Below are 15,314 nucleotides of genomic sequence, written 5' to 3'. Positions count from 1 at the left end.
GAAGGCTGCGAGCTGAATTGGAAGATCAACACGAAGCAACTTCAATGATTTCATGATGTAAGCAAAACCAGCCCTATCAAAGGCCTTTGCTGCAAGGGCATGCAAACAGGCTTGATCTTGCCGAACTGTCAATGCGTTGCGCGAATTCATGCCGATGCATCCCAATCGAGCAAATCAGGAAAAGCCATTTCGGCAGCGCGTCGGTCAATGATGAGCATTGCCTCGTAGCTGGCAGGATCAAAAGGATCGTCATGGGGCAGCACTTCGCGGCCGAACAACCAGCTTAGGCGACCTGCATCCAGATTACCGCGCTCAAAGGGTTGATCGCCGAAGTTTTCCCACAAAGCCGCCATAAAACCCGCATCAGCACGCCTGTCCGCAGGCCTGCGATCCGCGTTGCGTTCGCGGCGGGTTAGCGGCGTGGCCCCTTTGGGGTTCGCGCGGCGCACAGTGAATTGAAAATCAGTCCCAGGGAGGCGGCCAGGAAAGCCGCGATGTTTCAGCATATACTCTAGCGCCATGATGCACCCCCGGTCCGGTGCGAACGCTGCTGAGATGAGGCAGGCGCGAACGCCTGCCCCGCAAGTAAGTTACTTGTACTTACCTGTGTATGTTGGCTCGATAGAGATCGGCGCGGGATCAACCACGACAAACTCTTCAACCGGTGCTTTACGTGCGCAAGCGGATGCTGCGAACGCGACGCCAAGAACGGCGAGCAATTTGATGCTTTTGGACATAATAATCTCCTGTCACAATTGCGATTCAAGTCTGCAAGACAACCTTGCAGCCCTGTCCCTCTCGAGGTGTAGGTCCATTGGGGGAACCTGTTGCTCACTTTACGGGACCGCGGGTGAAAAAGATATCCACAGGCAAGCAAGTGCGGCGGTTGTGACTCAGAAGCCTCAAAAGGCTCGATGCATGAGCTTTGGCTCGCAACATATTGTGGTTTCATCAAAACATCTCCAACATGCAGGTATCATTTTGGACGCTAAAAGCCTCAAAAACCTGCTCGACATCAGCATTCATGACACCGAAATCCACAGGCTCTGCAGATAACGAGATAACAATTTGTGTGGGCGTCGGCCCGTCCTTGAGCAAGGTTTTCAAGCCGAACTCGCTGCAGAGCATCTCTAGATCTGTTCCCAGCGCTTCAAAACTGGGCCGCGTAAGCGGGCTGGCCAGATCGGGTGCTAGAAAACGTAAGCGCACGATATCACTGTCCAGATCGACACGCTTTTCAAGCAGGGTGATCGCCTGACCGGACGGGACCTCCACACTCAACTGCGCGGCCAACGGCGTCGCACCAAGCACAACAAGCGTGAGTGCGCATATCGCTTTGATCGGCTTGCCCATCACAGACCTTGCCCTTTACTGGCCCAGTTGATCCACCGCGCGCGGCGGCTGGTATCACCCAGAATTTCCGCAATCCTATGCTCGAGCGTGGGAGCGATGGGTTTGCTGGCCTGTCCACCAGCAGTCACAACAAGGCCAACGTCGCCCCGTTCCACACGAACAACAGGCGAAAACCCCCGAACATTCTGTAGCGCGCGCCACATGTCCTGACGGATTTGCCGCGCAAGGCGCGAAGGGGACACCGCTGGAAACTCGGCGCGCGCAGAGACATCAAAACGCGCAGGAAGGCGACGGGCAACTGTCATGCAGTCGCCGTCCTGTTCTGTATGCCAGTTGTTCTGGGTCATGCGCGAACGCCTATCTATGCAACACACTGCGGGATCGTGATTAAAGCGGAATGTTGTCGTGCTTTTTCCACGGGTTTTCCAAACGCTTGCCACGCAAAGACGCAAAGGCACGGCTCACACGCTTGCGCGTGCTTTGCGGTTGGATCACCTCGTCGATAAAGCCGCGCTCGGCCGCGACAAACGGGTTGGCAAAGCGCGCTTCATAATTCGCCGTATGCTGGGCAATCTTGTCTGCATCGCCCAAATCTGCACGGTGAATAATCTCTGTTGCGCCTTTGGCACCCATCACAGCAATCTCCGCTGTTGGCCATGCATAGTTGAAATCACCGCGCAGGTGCTTGGACGCCATCACATCATAAGCACCGCCATAGGCTTTGCGGGTAATGACAGTGACCTTCGGAACTGTCGCCTCACCATAAGCAAAGAGCAGCTTCGCACCGTGCTTGATAACGCCGCCGTACTCTTGGGATGTGCCAGGCAGAAAGCCGGGAACGTCGACCAGCGTCAGGATCGGAATTTCAAACGCATCACAGAAGCGCACAAAACGCGCGGCCTTGCGCGAGCTGTCGATATCAAGGCATCCCGCCAGAACCATCGGCTGGTTGGCCACAACGCCCACTGTCTGCCCCTCAAGGCGAATAAAGCAGGTGATGATGTTCTTGGCGAAGTCTTCCTGAATTTCGTAGAAATCGCCTTCGTCCGCAACCTTGGTGATAAGTTCTTTCATATCGTAGGGCGCGTTCGCATTGTCGGGAATCAAGGTATCCAAGGACTGCTCGATCCGGCCCGGCTCATCAAAGAAGGGGCGCACAGGTGGCTTTTCGCGGTTATTGAGCGGAAGGAAGTCGACGAGGCGGCGCACTTCTGCCAGCGCTTCGACGTCATTTTCGAACGCGCCATCTGCGACAGAGGATTTCTTGGTGTGCGTAGAAGCACCGCCAAGTTCCTCAGCGGTCACGACCTCGTTGGTGACGGTTTTTACGACGTCTGGACCAGTGACAAACATGTAAGAGCTGTCTTTGACCATGAAGATAAAATCGGTGATCGCTGGTGAGTACACAGCGCCGCCCGCGCAGGGGCCCATAATGACGCTGATCTGTGGAACAACGCCCGAAGCCATGATGTTGCGCTGGAAAATGTCGGCATAGCCTGCAAGCGCATCAACGCCTTCCTGAATACGCGCGCCGCCTGAATCGTTCAGGCCAATGATCGGTGCACCGTTCTGGATCGCCATATCCTGGATCTTGCAGATCTTTTGCGCATGCGTCGCGGAGACTGATCCACCCAGAACCGTGAAATCCTGCGAGAACACATAGACCATACGGCCATTGATTGTGCCCCACCCAGTAATGACACCGTCGCCTGCTGGCTTGTTCTGCTCCATCCCGAAATCGGTGCAGCGGTGCGCGACGAACATGTCGAATTCTTCAAAACTGCCCTCATCCAAAAGCAGCTCGATCCGCTCGCGCGCGGTAAGTTTGCCCTTCGCGTGCTGCGCGTCGATACGCTTTTGACCACCACCAAGACGCGCCGTTTCACGGCGACCTTCGAGTTCGTGCAGAATGTCTTTCATCGCAGGTCCCTTCATTGCGCTCTTCAAGCGCTCTTATGTGCTGTCAGCTTTACACCTGCGATATCCTTTGCACGTGGAGAAAAAAAGCGAATTTTGGCAAATTTGCAAAGTCTGTGACAACACAAGCTTGCGAATAGCAAATCTGCTAACATCACTCCATTCAGCGCCGTGCCGTCACGTCGCATTCAGCCACCCTGTGCTAAGCGGGCTTCACAGGTTATAGAAGACCCTATGAGCACGAAGTATACGTCGCGGTTCCTGGATCGCAGCACCCCACCACATGTCTTAACCCTTATTTTACTGGCTGGCCTCTCCGCCTTGGCCATGAACGTGTTCCTGCCCTCGCTCCCGAATATGGCCGCTTACTTCGAGACCGAATACTGGGTATTGCAGATGTCGGTGGCTGTTTATTTCACTGTAAATGCAGTGCTGCAGATCATTGTTGGACCTATTTCGGACAACCTTGGCCGCAGGCCGGTGATCCTTTGGGGCCTTGGCCTGTTCGTCGTTGCGACGATTGGTTGCATCTATTCCCCCAATGCGACGGTCTTTTTGGCCTTTCGCATGTGTCAGGCGGTGATTGTCACCGCAATGGTGCTAAGCCGTGCAATCGTTCGCGACGTTGTGCCCGCAAATGAAGCCGCTTCGCTTATCGGATATGTGGCGATGGGCATGGCCATCGTGCCGATGATTGGCCCGATGCTTGGCGGCGTGCTCGAGCAACACTTCGGCTGGCAGGCCTCGTTTGTCCTTATGCTTGTCTGCGGAATTGGTCTGTTCTGGATCTGCTATCTGGATTTAGGAGAAACCAAACGCGCAACAGGCGAGACATTGAAAGAGCAGTTCGGCCATTATCCGGAACTTTTTTCATCGCCGCGGTTCTGGGGATATTCACTCGCATCGGGCCTGTCTTCGGGCGCATTCTTTGCCTATCTGGGCGGCGCACCCTATGTGGGCACCGAAATCTTCAAGCTGTCGCCATCGACGCTTGGCCTCTACTTCGGCGCGCCCGCGCTTGGATATTTTTTCGGGAACTTCTTTTCCGGACGATATTCGACAAGCGTTGGCATCAATAACATGGTCCTCATCGGCTCGATCCTTTGCACGATCGGAACGCTTGTTTCACTACTGGTCTTCGGGCTTGGCCTTGGCAGCCCCCTTACCTTTTTTGGCATCATGACCATTGTTGGCACCGGTAACGGCATGACAATTCCTAACGCGACCTCTGGCATGTTGTCGGTTCGCCCGCATCTGGCGGGCACGGCGTCCGGCCTTGGCGGTGCGATCATGATCGGCCTTGGCGCTGTCTTTTCCGGGTTGGCTGGCATCATCCTAACCGGCAGTGACAGCGCAATCCCGCTGCTTTGGTTGATGGTGTTTTGCGCCTTTGGCGGCCTTGTTGCGTCCCTGCTGGTTATTCGCCGCGCAAGGATGCTTGGCGTATAATCCTTGCCCGACCAGCTTTGCAAAGCTAGCATGAAGTAAATGCAAAGCTGCAAAGGGGCGCGCCGTGGCACTTCAGAAAATCTATGCTGGCTCGAAGCTGCGAGAGCTGCGCGGTCAAGTTGCTCTGACGCAAAAAGATTTCTCGGCCAAGCTCGGTGTTTCTTTGCCCTATCTGAACCAGATGGAAAACAACAAGCGACCGTTGTCGACCACGGTTGTTTTGGCTTTGGCGCAGGAATTCGGCTTTGACGTCACCGAACTTAGTTCTGGCGACGCAGAACGCTTGGTCACCGATATGCGCGAAGCGCTTGCCGACCCTGTCCTGGACGCGGTCGAGCCACCGCTCGCCGATCTGCGCCTTACGGCCTCCAACGCCCCAGCGCTTGCCCGCGCGTTTCTGGAACTCCACCGCGCCTATCGTCAAACCCATGAACGCCTTGCCTCGCTTGACGAGGCATTGGGGCGCGAGGACGGGCAATTGCAGCCCAGCCCTTGGGAGGACGTGCGCGACTTTTTTCACTATTGCGACAATTACATAGACGCGGTGGACCGCGCCGCAGAACACTTTGCCCAAACGGGCCCTGCCGAGGCCTCTATCCGCGAACGTGCGTTGGCGACGTTTCGCAAACACGGCATCGAAGTGCGCTTTGCACCCGTGGACGCATTGCGCCATTATGACCCTGAAACCAATATCTTAACCATATCGGCCCATGCGGCCCCGGCCACCCAATGCTTTCAAATGCTCATGCAGCTTGCGCTGATAACGCAAGAAAAGCTGTTAGAGGCCACATTGGATCTGGCCCGCTTTCAAACTGTGGAAGCGCGCGGCATCGCCAAGATCGGGCTGGCCAATTATTATGCGGGCGCTGCGCTTATGCCCTACGGATCGTTTCTGGAGGCCGCGCGCGAGACGCGGCACGATCTGGAACGGCTTTCGATCCTGTTTGGTGCCTCGATCGAGCAGGTCGCGCATCGCCTATCAACGCTGCAACGATCCGGTGCAAAGGGCATTCCTTTCTTCTTTGTGCGCGTCGATCAGGCAGGCTCTATCACCAAGCGCCACAGTGCAACACGTTTGCAATTCGCCCGTTTCGGCGGTGCTTGCCCACTTTGGAATGTACACCGCGCCTTTGAAACACCGGGTCGCTTTGTGCGCCAACTGGCAGAAACACCAGACGGTGTGCGCTACATTTCGCTTGCGCGTGATGTGCTCAAACCCGGCGGTTCCTTCGGTGCTCCAGTGCGTCGTTTTGCTATCGCTTTGGGATGCGAAGTCACCCACGCCAGCCAGTTGGTTTATGCCGATAGTCTGGACGTCTCCAATGCCTCCGCCTACGAGCCTATTGGCATTTCATGCCGCATTTGCGAGCGCACAAGCTGTCATCAACGCTCGGTTCCACCGCTTGAGAGGCGCCTGCGCATCGACAGCAATCGACGCGGTATACTGCCTTATGAGGTCGGTTAATGCGTGCGTTTTTATTGGCCTTTGCACTTTGTTTACCGCTTCCCAGCCACGCAGGCTTGCTTGATCTTCTCCCCCTGAAGCGGATCGAGCGGAAAATGATCTATCCGCTGTCTGCTGTGGAAGTTGATCCAGCCGCGCTCGGGCTTTTGCACAGTCGCGCGCATTCTGTGGATCGCGATGGGCGCAAGCTGGTGGTTTGGAGCATTGAGGCGACGCGTAGCAATGCGCCGACAGTGCTTTATTTTCATGGCAATGCTGGAAATCTGGCGAACCGCGCAAGTCGCTTCGCGATGATACAGGCACAGGGTTTCAATGTCATTGCCATGTCCTATCCCGGCTCGTCTGGCAGCGAAGGCGTGCCGTCAGAGGCGATGATAACGAGCGATGCCTTGCACGTTTATCAAAACGCGGCCAGCCTGCTGAAAGGCACCCAACCGCGTAGATTGATTGTTTACGGTGAAAGCCTTGGTAGCGCGCTTGCAGTGGCATTGCTGGCAAACCTAGCGCCAAGTGAACGTCCGGGCGGCATCATTCTAGAGGCACCTTTCACCTCTACCCCAGATATGGCACGCGCCATGACGGACGTTCCCGACAACCTTATTTCGCGCATACAGGATCGCTGGGACACGCTGGCGCGCGCATCGGCCCTGACCGTTCCGCTTTTGGTGATCCATGGCAGCGCCGATGAGGTCACCCCGCCCGCAATGGGCCGCGCGGTTTTTGCGGCGGCCCCCGTTGGCGATAAAGATTTCCTATTTGTGCAGGGCGCGTCCCATAGCGGGACATGGCGTACTGACACGACGTCGCGGATATGGCGCTTTATCGGCGCTTACGCAGCGCCCTAGGAATTCAGATAGCTGGCGATCTCGTCCTTCAGCACCGAACGCTTTTTGCGCATCTCGACCTCTGCAAGTTGCTCGATCGGCTCCACATTGGTTTCGGCGCGATGAACGGCGCGGTTGACCTCGTGATAGGCTTCAAACAGTTTAGCAAAATGGGCGTCGGATACTTTCAGCTCGCTCATTTTTGCAACGTGCTCTGGAAACTCCTCGGCCAGTTCATGGGGGGTATGGGACATGTCAGATTCTCCTGTTGATCGTTGTCACAGGCACTCTGCACAGATCCACGCCCCGTCCGCATTGACACGCATCAAGTCCGCCGGATTATCTGCGCGCTTTTCGCCATCCCTGCGCGCGCGCTTCCTGTTCTGAGCAAAACCAGCGCTCGCCTTTGGCTATGTTGATCCCCGTGCGTTCATAGTCGCGCTGGCCCGGAACGTGGAAAATTTGGCCACTCTTGGTGATATTCCCTTTGATGACGCAGTTCTTGTTTACCGGAATGCGCCCCTTTGCACTGGTTGCGCGATATTGTGCAGGGTTCTGAACACGGCCCGAATGCAGGCCACGATCATTGATCGCAGCGCCCTTTTCATCCAGATCGTAGGCCATCGAATATTCGCGGTAAGCGAATGCCAAGCCGCGCGAAACGATCTGCTGGCCCACATCGCGCCCCTCGACCTCGCAGCGCGCCACGACACGATCATAACGATCGACATCAACCTCACGGCACCGCGCGCGTTTGCCATCATACATCACCGCAACTTGCGCTGTCACCCATGCCCCGCAGGCCCAATTTGCGCCCTGTTCCGTCTCGCAGGTTTGTTTGCCTTCCGGCGCGTCGATCCCGTGCAGTCGCACACGCACACCAGCGACATCAAATGTATCGCCATCAATGACCCTGACACGCCCACTGACATCCGCCGCAACAGGCACCGCAACGGCAAGCATCGATACAAGTAAACAAAACCTTAACATAGGTCCGAATATGAGCGCCTGCCGACTGCCCTTCAATCCAATTCGTTAACAAAGGTTAACAAAAAGCATCGCCTGCCCTTCTTTGGTCCGAAAATGCCAGCGGCGTGCGGCGCAGGTTTTATCGCTGGGACGTTTCCCAATCAGGATGCAGCCACGGGCGATCATTGCTTCGTGCCAGCATATCGCGCCCAAGAATATGATCCGAGGCCTTTTCGCCGACCATAATGGAGGGCGCATTCAGATTGCCGTTGGTGATACGTGGAAAGATCGAACTGTCCGCCACCCGAAGCCCCTCAACGCCGATGACACGGCACTCGGGATCGACCACTGCCATCGGATCGCTCGCCTTGCCCATCTTGCACGTCCCGCAAGGGTGATAAGCGCTTTCGGCATGTTCGGCGATAAACGCATCAAGCTCGGCATCGCTTTGCACATCTGCGCCGGGTTGGATTTCGTGCTTCACAAAAGGCTTGAAAACCTTTTGCGCAAATATCTCGCGGGTGAGACGAATACAGGTGCGAAAATCTTCCCAATCTTCTGGCGTGCTCATGTAATTGAACACAATCTTGGGGGGCACCGCAGGGTCCGCGCTGCGCAGGCTGACAGAGCCACGCGAGGGGCTGCGCATGGGGCCGACATGCGCTTGGAAACCGTGCCCTTCTGCTGCGGCTTTTCCGTCATAGCGCACCGCAATGGGTAAGAAATGATACTGGATATCAGGGTATTCCACCCCTGCTTTGGAGCGAATAAATGCAGCGCTTTCAAACTGGTTAGACGCGCCAAGGCCCGTTTTAGTAAAGAGCCACTGCGCCCCGATCCGCGCTTTGGAAAGCAGGTTCCAGTACCGATACAGCGTGATCGGCTTGGCCGCGGCCATCTGGATATAAAGCTCCAGATGATCTTGCAGGTTCTGCCCGACGCCCGCGCGATCCGCGATGACTTCGATACCATGCTGAGCAAGATGCGCGGCAGGGCCGATGCCCGACAGCATCAACAGTTTGGGCGAATTGATCGAACTGGCCGCAACGATCACTTCGCGCGCCGCGTTTATTACAGTGCCGCCCGCAATTTGCACGCCCGTCGCGCGCCCGTCTTCGATGACAATTTTTTCTGCCAAACCACTGACGAGTTTGCATTTTCCCGTCTTCTGCGCAGGCCTTAGATAAGCGTTGGCCGCCGACCATCGCCGGCCGTTGTAAACGGTCTGCTCCATCGGGCCGAAGCCTTCCTGCTTTTCTCCGTTGTAATCATCGGTGGTTTCATAGCCCGCTTGCTTGCCTGCTTTGACAAAGGCTTTGAACAACGGATTGGCGCGCGGGCCACGGCCAACATGCAAAGGCCCCGAGCGCCCGCGCCACGCCTTGTCTCCGCCATGCCCGCCGCTGCGCCAGTTTTCCATGCGTTTGTAATAGGGCAGCACATCCGCATAGGACCACCCTTCCGCACCGCTTTCGGCCCAATGATCGAAATCCTTGGCATGACCGCGCACATAAACCATTCCGTTGATCGAAGATGATCCGCCAATCACTTTGCCGCGCGGCGTCGCAAGGCGGCGATTGTTCAAATGCGGTTCTGGTTCGGACGAAAACCCCCAATCGTAACGCGACATGTTCATCGGGTAACTCAAGGCCGCTGGCATCTGGATGAACGGCCCCGCATCGGTGCCGCCGAATTCAATGACGATCACCGAATGACCCGCCTCAGAAAGACGGTAAGCCATGGCGCAGCCCGCAGAGCCCGCACCGACAATAACGTAGTCAGCTTGCATCAACGTAGCCCAAATCTTCTTGAAAGGGCCTCACAAAGAGGCATCTAGAAAGGGGCATCGACTGCTCCCATACGCACGTAAACGGATTTCAACTGGCTATAGTGGTTGATTGCGGCCTTTGAGTTTTCGCGCCCCACGCCAGATTGTTTGGAACCGCCAAAGGGGGCTTCCACGGGCGCGTCATTATAGGAGTTGATGAAGCATGATCCCGCCTCCATCTGCGCGATCACGCGGTGGCCACGCGCAAGGTCTTGGGTGAAGACACCCGCAGACAGGCCGAACTCGGTCGCATTGGCGCGGGTGATTGCGTCTTCTTCAGTGTCGAAATCAAGGACTGACATGACAGGGCCGAAAATTTCTTCCTGCGCGACTGTCATGCCATCGGTAACATCTGCGAAAACAGTTGGTTCCAGGAAAAAACCGTCACGATCAAGGCGCTTGCCGCCACAGACGAGACGCGCACCTTCGGCCTGACCCTTTTCGATATAGCCCTGCACAATCTTCATCTGGTTTTCGGACACCATAGGACCGAAATTCGTCGCCTCATCCAACGGATCGCCCATGACAACGGTTTGCAACCGTTCGTGCAATCGTTTCAAGAAGGCTTCTTTGATGCCCTTTTGCACAAACACGCGGGTGCCGTTCGAGCAGACCTGACCGGAGCTGTAGAAATTCGCAAGGATCGCGCCGCCAACGGCGTCTTCCAGGCTGGCGTCATCAAAGATAATCAGCGGAGACTTTCCGCCAAGTTCCATCGTGACGTGCTTGATCCCTTGCGCCGCTGCCGCATAAACCTTGCGGCCCGTAGGAACAGAACCGGTAAGCGAAACCTTATCCACACGCGGATCAGTGACCAAGGGCGCGCCAACGGCACCGGTACCCTGGATGACATTATATAGACCGGCCGGAAGACCCGCCTCATGCAGGATTTCCGCGATTTTCAATGCGCAAAGCGGCGTGGTTTCGGAGGGTTTGAACACCATCGCATTGCCGCAGGCCAGTGCGGGCGCGCCCTTCCAACAGGCAATTTGCGTCGGATAATTCCACGCACCGATACCGACGCACAGGCCCAACGCCTCGCGGCGGGTGTAGACCCAATCCTCGCCCAACTGGATGTGTTCGCCCGTCAAGCTGCCCGCAAGGCCACCGAAATACTCCAATGCATCCGCGCCAGAGGTCGCATCGACATAAAGCGTTTCAGACAAAGGTTTGCCTGTGTCATAGGTTTCCAGAACCGAAAGGTCATGGTTTCGCTCACGGATGATATCCGCCGCACGGCGCAGAATACGACCACGTTCGGTGCCAGACTTTGCCGCCCATGCCTTTTGCGCGGCTTTGGCTGTGGTGATCGCCAGTTCGATGATCGCGGGCGTGGCTTCATGCACAAGCGCGATTTGCGCGCCTGTCGCAGGGTAGATCACGGGGATTTCTGCGCCTGCCGTGTCTTCGACATACTGTCCGTTGATAAAGTGGCTGGCGGTCGGCTGTGTTGGATAGGGCATATTCGCCTCCGGCGGGAGTTTAAGGGCAAAATGAAGTTAGCTTACTCCCCTCGCGGGAAACGCTGGCTTTCTTCGAGAATGTTCAGATCCATATGATTGCGCATGTAGCGCTCGGATGCTTTTTGTAGCGGTTGGTAGTCCCATGGAAAATAATCGCCATTGCGCAGCGCCTCATAAACAACCCAGCGGCGCGCTTGCGAGCGGCGAACGTCTGCGTCGAAACGCTCAAGATCCCAACGGGCCTCGGATTTTGCGCGCAGGGTTTGCACGGTGCCTTGGTGATCGGGGTGATCTGCCAGATTGTCCAGTTCATGCGGGTCGGTTGCCAGATCGAAAAGCTGATCGGGATCAAGCGCACAGCGCGTGTATTTCCATTTACCATAACGCAGGCAGACAAGCGGTGCATAGGAGGCCTCGGCAGCATATTCCATCGCAACTGGCGCAGTGCGCTCTACACCCTGCCCCATAGGTTTCAAAGACATGCCTTCGGTCCACGGCATGACCTCGTCCATGCTTACCCCTGCTAAATCACAGAGCGTCGGGCAGACGTCGATATTGCTTACAGGTGTTTCAATCAGACCCGGGGCCATGTCGGGACTTGCGATCATCAAAGGCACGCGCGCAGAGCCCTCGTAGAAGGACATTTTGAACCACAAGCCGCGCTCGCCCAACATATCGCCGTGATCGGACACGAAGAGGATCGTGGCTTCCTGGCGGGTCGTTTCCAGCGCCTCAAGCACCTCGCCCACCTTGTCATCAAGGTAGGAGATATTGGCAAAATAGGCGCGGCGCGAACGGCGGATATCCTCATCAGCAATGTTGAAATTATCGCGATCATTGGCATCAAGGATGCGCTTGGAATGGGCGTCTTGCTGCGCGTAGGGGATCGGGCCAATCTCTGGCATCAGATGATCGCAATCCTCGTAAAGATCCCAATATTTGCGCCGCGCGACATAGGGGTCATGCGGGTGCGTAAAGCTGATCGTAACGCACCAGGGGCGGTCGTCCTTGCCGCGTGCCAGATCATAGATCTTGCGGGTCGCATTATAGGCAACTTCATCATCATATTCGAGCTGGTTGGTGATCTCGGCCACCCCAGCGCCCGTGACAGACCCCATGTTGTGATACCACCAGTCGATCCGCTCACCCGGCTTGCGGTAGTCCGGGGTCCAGCCGAAATCGGGCGGGTAGATATCTGTGGTCAACCGTTCCTCAAACCCGTGCAACTGGTCCGGTCCGACGAAGTGCATCTTGCCAGACAGGCACGTGTGATAGCCCGCGCGGCGCAGGTGATGTGCATAGGTCGGGATCGACGATGCAAACTCTGCCGCGTTATCATAAACCCCGGTGGCGGACGGCAACTGACCGGACATGTAAGCAGCCCGCCCCGGCGCGCATAGCGGGCTGGCGGTATAAGCATTCTTGAAACGGGTCGAACGCGCGGCCAGCTTTTTCAGGTTGGGGGCATGGAGCCAATCAGCAGGACCATCAGGAAAGAAGGTGCCATTCAACTGATCGACCATGAAGATAAGAATATTCGGCCTGCTCATGTGACGTAACTTTCCAATTCGAGGGCGAGATAGCTCAAAACCTGACGGGCCGCTTCGCTTTGGTCTGGCACGGATTTGACCAAACTCTGTCGCAAATAGACCCCATCGATAAGCGCTGCGATCCGCGAAGACACTTCGCCTGCGCGCGAACCGATCAGGGGGCGTAATGCAAAAACAAGATTGGAACGCAAACGCGCCTGATAAATGCCAAGCAATCGCTTGGCTTCGGGGACTGTTTGGGCCAAGACATAGAAATTCAACCAAGCCGCGATCACTTCGGGGCGAAAATTAGAGCTGGAAAAAGACGCGCGTACAATCGCCTCGACCCTACTCTCGGAGCTAACGGCCATGACAAGTGCACCGCGGACCTCTGCGCTATAGACTGTTAATGTATGGCGCATCGCCGCGAGAAAAATCTGCTCTTTGCCGCCAAAATAATGATGAGCCAAAGCAGACGACATGCCTGCCCGCTTGGCAATCGCGCCAACGGTGACATCTAATGTCCCATGTGCGCCGATCTCCGCAATCGTGGCTTTCACCAAAGCGGCGCGGCGTATAGGCTCCATACCAAGCTTTGGCATTGCGACTCCGATATTCTTCTTGCCGAGCGACGCTAATTCGTTTTTTATTGATCCGTCAATCAATAAAAACACCACCAACTGGGAGAAGACTCCGATGAGCTTCAAAACAACGATTTCAGCGCTGGCCCTTCTGGCCGCATCCCCCGCATTCGCTGATTGCGGCAAAGTCACATTTGCGGACGTCGGCTGGACCGACATCACCGCAACGACCGCTGCGACCTCCACTATCCTGCAAGCATTGGGATATGAGACAGACACCAAACTTCTGTCTGTACCCGTAACATACACCTCCATGGCGCAGGGCGACATCGATGTTTTCCTTGGCAACTGGATGCCAACCATGGAGGCCGACATCGCCCCCTACCGCGAAGCGGGCACAGTGGACACCGTGCGCGAAAACCTTGAGGGCGCGAAATACACGTTGGCCGTGAACAAAGCCGCCATGGACCTTGGCATCAAAAGCTTTGCAGACATCGCCGCGCATAAAGACGCACTTGATGGCAAGATCTACGGCATTGAGCCGGGCAATGATGGCAACCGTTTGATCCAGTCGATGATTGACGGCAACTCTTTCGGGCTTGAGGGCTTTGAAGTTGCAGAAAGCTCAGAGCAAGGCATGCTTGCGCAGGTCGCGCGTTTGACCAAGAAAGAAGAACCGATTGTCTTCCTTGGCTGGGAACCCCACCCGATGAACGCCAATTTCGACATGGGTTACCTGACGGGCGGCGATGAGTTCTTCGGCCCCGACCTTGGCGGCGCGACGATCTACACCAACACCCGCGCAGGCTATGTGGCTGAATGCGGCAATGTTGGCACGTTTCTTGGCAACCTCAAGTTCTCGCTCGCGATGGAGAACGAAATCATGGGCGCGATCCTGAATGACGGGGACGACGCCGATGACGCTGCGGCGGCATGGCTCAAGGCCAACCCGGACGCCTATATGGCATGGCTGGACGGCGTGACCACCAAAGACGGCGGCGATGCCATTGCGGCGGTCAAGGCTGCGCTGGGCATGTAAGCTCGAAATCTTGAGCGCCCCAAAGCTAAATTGGGGCGCTTTTCTATTTCGGGAGGCCCCTAATGCTTGACTGGCTTACAGATCATAAAATCCCCATTGGCAAGACAGCAAAGACAGTCTTTGACTGGCTGCAAGAGGTGGGCGAGCCGTTCTTTGACTGGCTCGCAACCGTTCTTGAGGGGTTGATCGACGCTATTCTCTGGGTGCTGCAAACCCCCCATCCGCTGATCGTGATCGCCGCCTTTGCGGGCCTGACCTACGCGCTGCAACGCTCGTGGAAGACCGCATTGTTTATCGCGCTCGGCTTTCTGTTCATCCTCAATCAGGACTACTGGGAAGAAACCACCGAAAGCCTCACGCTCGTTTTGTCGGCCTGCGTCGTCTGTATGGCTGTGGGCGTCCCCATCGGGATCGCCGCCGCGCACCGCCCACGCCTGTTCCGCGCGATGCGCCCTGTGCTGGATCTGATGCAAACGCTGCCCACCTTCGTCTATCTTATCCCGGCCATTGTCTTCTTTGGCATCGGCATGGTGCCGGGTCTCATCGCGACTGTGATCTTCGTTCTGCCTGCGCCGATCCGCCTGACACATCTTGGCGTTTCTTCGACCCCGACGCCGCTACTCGAAGCGGCCCAAGCCTTTGGCGCAACGCCGCGCCAAACGCTACTCAAAGTCGAACTCCCCTACGCACTGCCGCAGATCATGGCAGGGCTGAACCAAACCATCATGCTCTCGCTTTCAATGGTCGTCATCGCCGCGCTTGTCGGTGCGGATGGTCTTGGCGTTCCAGTTGTGCGCGCCCTTAACCAGGTAAACACGGCGCTTGGATTTGAAAGCGGGTTTGTCATCGTCGTGGTCGCCATCATGCTTGATCGCATGCTGCGCGTGGAGCGTTAAA

Annotated in this window: 16 protein-coding genes; 5 read left to right on the top strand and 11 right to left on the bottom strand. The window is 56.5% G+C overall.

Annotated features, from left to right (window positions below; all coding sequences use genetic code 11):
- Positions 1-146: 146 nt before the first annotated feature.
- From WBC85_RS12580 to WBC85_RS12560, 5 genes are all read right to left on the bottom strand, one after another.
- Positions 147-506, bottom strand: a complete 360-nt coding sequence (locus tag WBC85_RS12580; RefSeq protein ID WP_424437630.1) for a hypothetical protein — start codon at positions 504-506, stop codon at positions 147-149.
- Between the two features lie 84 nt (positions 507-590).
- Positions 591-737 (bottom strand): hypothetical protein, encoded by a 147-nt coding sequence (locus WBC85_RS12575; protein WP_273508137.1) that lies wholly within the window; start codon positions 735-737, stop codon positions 591-593.
- Positions 738-951: 214 nt separating this feature from the next.
- Positions 952-1,353 (bottom strand): DUF6497 family protein, encoded by a 402-nt coding sequence (locus tag WBC85_RS12570; protein WP_424437627.1) that lies wholly within the window; start codon positions 1,351-1,353, stop codon positions 952-954.
- On the bottom strand, positions 1,353-1,700 hold the full coding sequence (locus WBC85_RS12565) for a hypothetical protein (protein ID WP_424437624.1): 348 nt from the start codon (positions 1,698-1,700) through the stop codon (positions 1,353-1,355). Before WBC85_RS12565 ends, WBC85_RS12570 begins: the two co-directional genes overlap by 1 nt.
- Before the next feature lie 40 nt (positions 1,701-1,740).
- Positions 1,741-3,273, bottom strand: coding sequence for an acyl-CoA carboxylase subunit beta (locus WBC85_RS12560; RefSeq protein ID WP_424437621.1), 1,533 nt, complete (start codon positions 3,271-3,273; stop codon positions 1,741-1,743).
- 231 nt (positions 3,274-3,504) lie between these two features.
- Here WBC85_RS12560 and WBC85_RS12555 point away from each other — a divergent pair, with 231 nt between their 5' ends.
- The 3 genes from WBC85_RS12555 (at position 3,505) to WBC85_RS12545 (ending at position 7,029) form a co-directional block, all read left to right on the top strand.
- Positions 3,505-4,719 (top strand): multidrug effflux MFS transporter, encoded by a 1,215-nt coding sequence (locus WBC85_RS12555; RefSeq protein ID WP_424437618.1) that lies wholly within the window; start codon positions 3,505-3,507, stop codon positions 4,717-4,719.
- Positions 4,720-4,783: 64 nt separating this feature from the next.
- Positions 4,784-6,184: a helix-turn-helix domain-containing protein gene (locus tag WBC85_RS12550; RefSeq protein ID WP_424437615.1), complete on the top strand. Its 1,401-nt coding sequence runs from the start codon at positions 4,784-4,786 to the stop codon at positions 6,182-6,184.
- Positions 6,184-7,029 (top strand): alpha/beta hydrolase, encoded by an 846-nt coding sequence (locus tag WBC85_RS12545; RefSeq protein WP_424437612.1) that lies wholly within the window; start codon positions 6,184-6,186, stop codon positions 7,027-7,029. Before WBC85_RS12550 ends, WBC85_RS12545 begins: the two co-directional genes overlap by 1 nt.
- Here WBC85_RS12545 and WBC85_RS12540 read toward each other — a convergent pair.
- The 6 genes from WBC85_RS12540 to betI form a co-directional block, all read right to left on the bottom strand.
- Positions 7,026-7,262, bottom strand: coding sequence for a YdcH family protein (locus WBC85_RS12540; protein WP_424437609.1), 237 nt, complete (start codon positions 7,260-7,262; stop codon positions 7,026-7,028). The genes WBC85_RS12545 and WBC85_RS12540 overlap by 4 nt on opposite strands.
- 85 nt (positions 7,263-7,347) lie before the next feature.
- Entirely contained in the window at positions 7,348-7,998 is a 651-nt protein-coding gene (locus WBC85_RS12535) for a thermonuclease family protein (RefSeq protein WP_424437606.1), read from the bottom strand.
- Between the two features lie 118 nt (positions 7,999-8,116).
- Positions 8,117-9,766 carry a choline dehydrogenase gene (gene betA / locus WBC85_RS12530; protein ID WP_424437603.1) on the bottom strand — a complete coding sequence of 550 codons (1,650 nt, stop codon included), beginning with the start codon at positions 9,764-9,766 and terminating at the stop codon, positions 8,117-8,119.
- A gap of 44 nt (positions 9,767-9,810) precedes the next feature.
- Complete coding sequence (gene betB, locus WBC85_RS12525; protein ID WP_424437600.1) at positions 9,811-11,268, bottom strand: betaine-aldehyde dehydrogenase; 1,458 nt, start codon at positions 11,266-11,268, stop codon at positions 9,811-9,813.
- 41 nt (positions 11,269-11,309) lie between these two features.
- Positions 11,310-12,818, bottom strand: coding sequence for a choline-sulfatase (betC, locus tag WBC85_RS12520; protein WP_424437597.1), 1,509 nt, complete (start codon positions 12,816-12,818; stop codon positions 11,310-11,312).
- On the bottom strand, positions 12,815-13,399 hold the full coding sequence (gene betI / locus WBC85_RS12515) for a choline-binding transcriptional repressor BetI (protein WP_424437594.1): 585 nt from the start codon (positions 13,397-13,399) through the stop codon (positions 12,815-12,817). The genes betC and betI overlap by 4 nt, the downstream gene beginning before the upstream one ends.
- 94 nt (positions 13,400-13,493) lie before the next feature.
- Between betI and choX the strand changes: the two genes are divergently transcribed.
- On the top strand, positions 13,494-14,417 hold the full coding sequence (choX, locus tag WBC85_RS12510) for a choline ABC transporter substrate-binding protein (RefSeq protein ID WP_424437591.1): 924 nt from the start codon (positions 13,494-13,496) through the stop codon (positions 14,415-14,417).
- A gap of 62 nt (positions 14,418-14,479) precedes the next feature.
- A complete protein-coding gene (choW, locus tag WBC85_RS12505) occupies positions 14,480-15,313 on the top strand; it encodes a choline ABC transporter permease subunit (protein ID WP_424437588.1) in 834 nt (277 codons plus the stop codon).
- Position 15,314 lies beyond the last annotated feature (1 nt).

This window comes from Planktotalea sp. (genome assembly GCF_049680325.1).
Classification (GTDB): domain Bacteria; phylum Pseudomonadota; class Alphaproteobacteria; order Rhodobacterales; family Rhodobacteraceae; genus Planktotalea.
This window is presented reverse-complemented; position numbering and strand designations above follow the sequence as displayed.

Coding starts and splice junctions, on each gene's coding strand:
- WBC85_RS12535 (WP_424437606.1), bottom strand. CDS start 7,998: ATGTTAAGGTTTTGTTTACTTGTATCGATGCTTGCCGTTGCGGTGCCT.
- betB (WP_424437600.1), bottom strand. CDS start 11,268: ATGCCCTATCCAACACAGCCGACCGCCAGCCACTTTATCAACGGACAG.
- betA (WP_424437603.1), bottom strand. CDS start 9,766: ATGCAAGCTGACTACGTTATTGTCGGTGCGGGCTCTGCGGGCTGCGCC.
- WBC85_RS12575 (WP_273508137.1), bottom strand. CDS start 737: ATGTCCAAAAGCATCAAATTGCTCGCCGTTCTTGGCGTCGCGTTCGCA.
- WBC85_RS12565 (WP_424437624.1), bottom strand. CDS start 1,700: ATGACCCAGAACAACTGGCATACAGAACAGGACGGCGACTGCATGACA.
- WBC85_RS12570 (WP_424437627.1), bottom strand. CDS start 1,353: ATGGGCAAGCCGATCAAAGCGATATGCGCACTCACGCTTGTTGTGCTT.
- choW (WP_424437588.1), top strand. CDS start 14,480: ATGCTTGACTGGCTTACAGATCATAAAATCCCCATTGGCAAGACAGCA.
- betC (WP_424437597.1), bottom strand. CDS start 12,818: ATGAGCAGGCCGAATATTCTTATCTTCATGGTCGATCAGTTGAATGGC.
- betI (WP_424437594.1), bottom strand. CDS start 13,399: ATGCCAAAGCTTGGTATGGAGCCTATACGCCGCGCCGCTTTGGTGAAA.
- choX (WP_424437591.1), top strand. CDS start 13,494: ATGAGCTTCAAAACAACGATTTCAGCGCTGGCCCTTCTGGCCGCATCC.
- WBC85_RS12540 (WP_424437609.1), bottom strand. CDS start 7,262: ATGTCCCATACCCCCCATGAACTGGCCGAGGAGTTTCCAGAGCACGTT.
- WBC85_RS12555 (WP_424437618.1), top strand. CDS start 3,505: ATGAGCACGAAGTATACGTCGCGGTTCCTGGATCGCAGCACCCCACCA.
- WBC85_RS12560 (WP_424437621.1), bottom strand. CDS start 3,273: ATGAAAGACATTCTGCACGAACTCGAAGGTCGCCGTGAAACGGCGCGT.
- WBC85_RS12545 (WP_424437612.1), top strand. CDS start 6,184: ATGCGTGCGTTTTTATTGGCCTTTGCACTTTGTTTACCGCTTCCCAGC.
- WBC85_RS12580 (WP_424437630.1), bottom strand. CDS start 506: ATGCTGAAACATCGCGGCTTTCCTGGCCGCCTCCCTGGGACTGATTTT.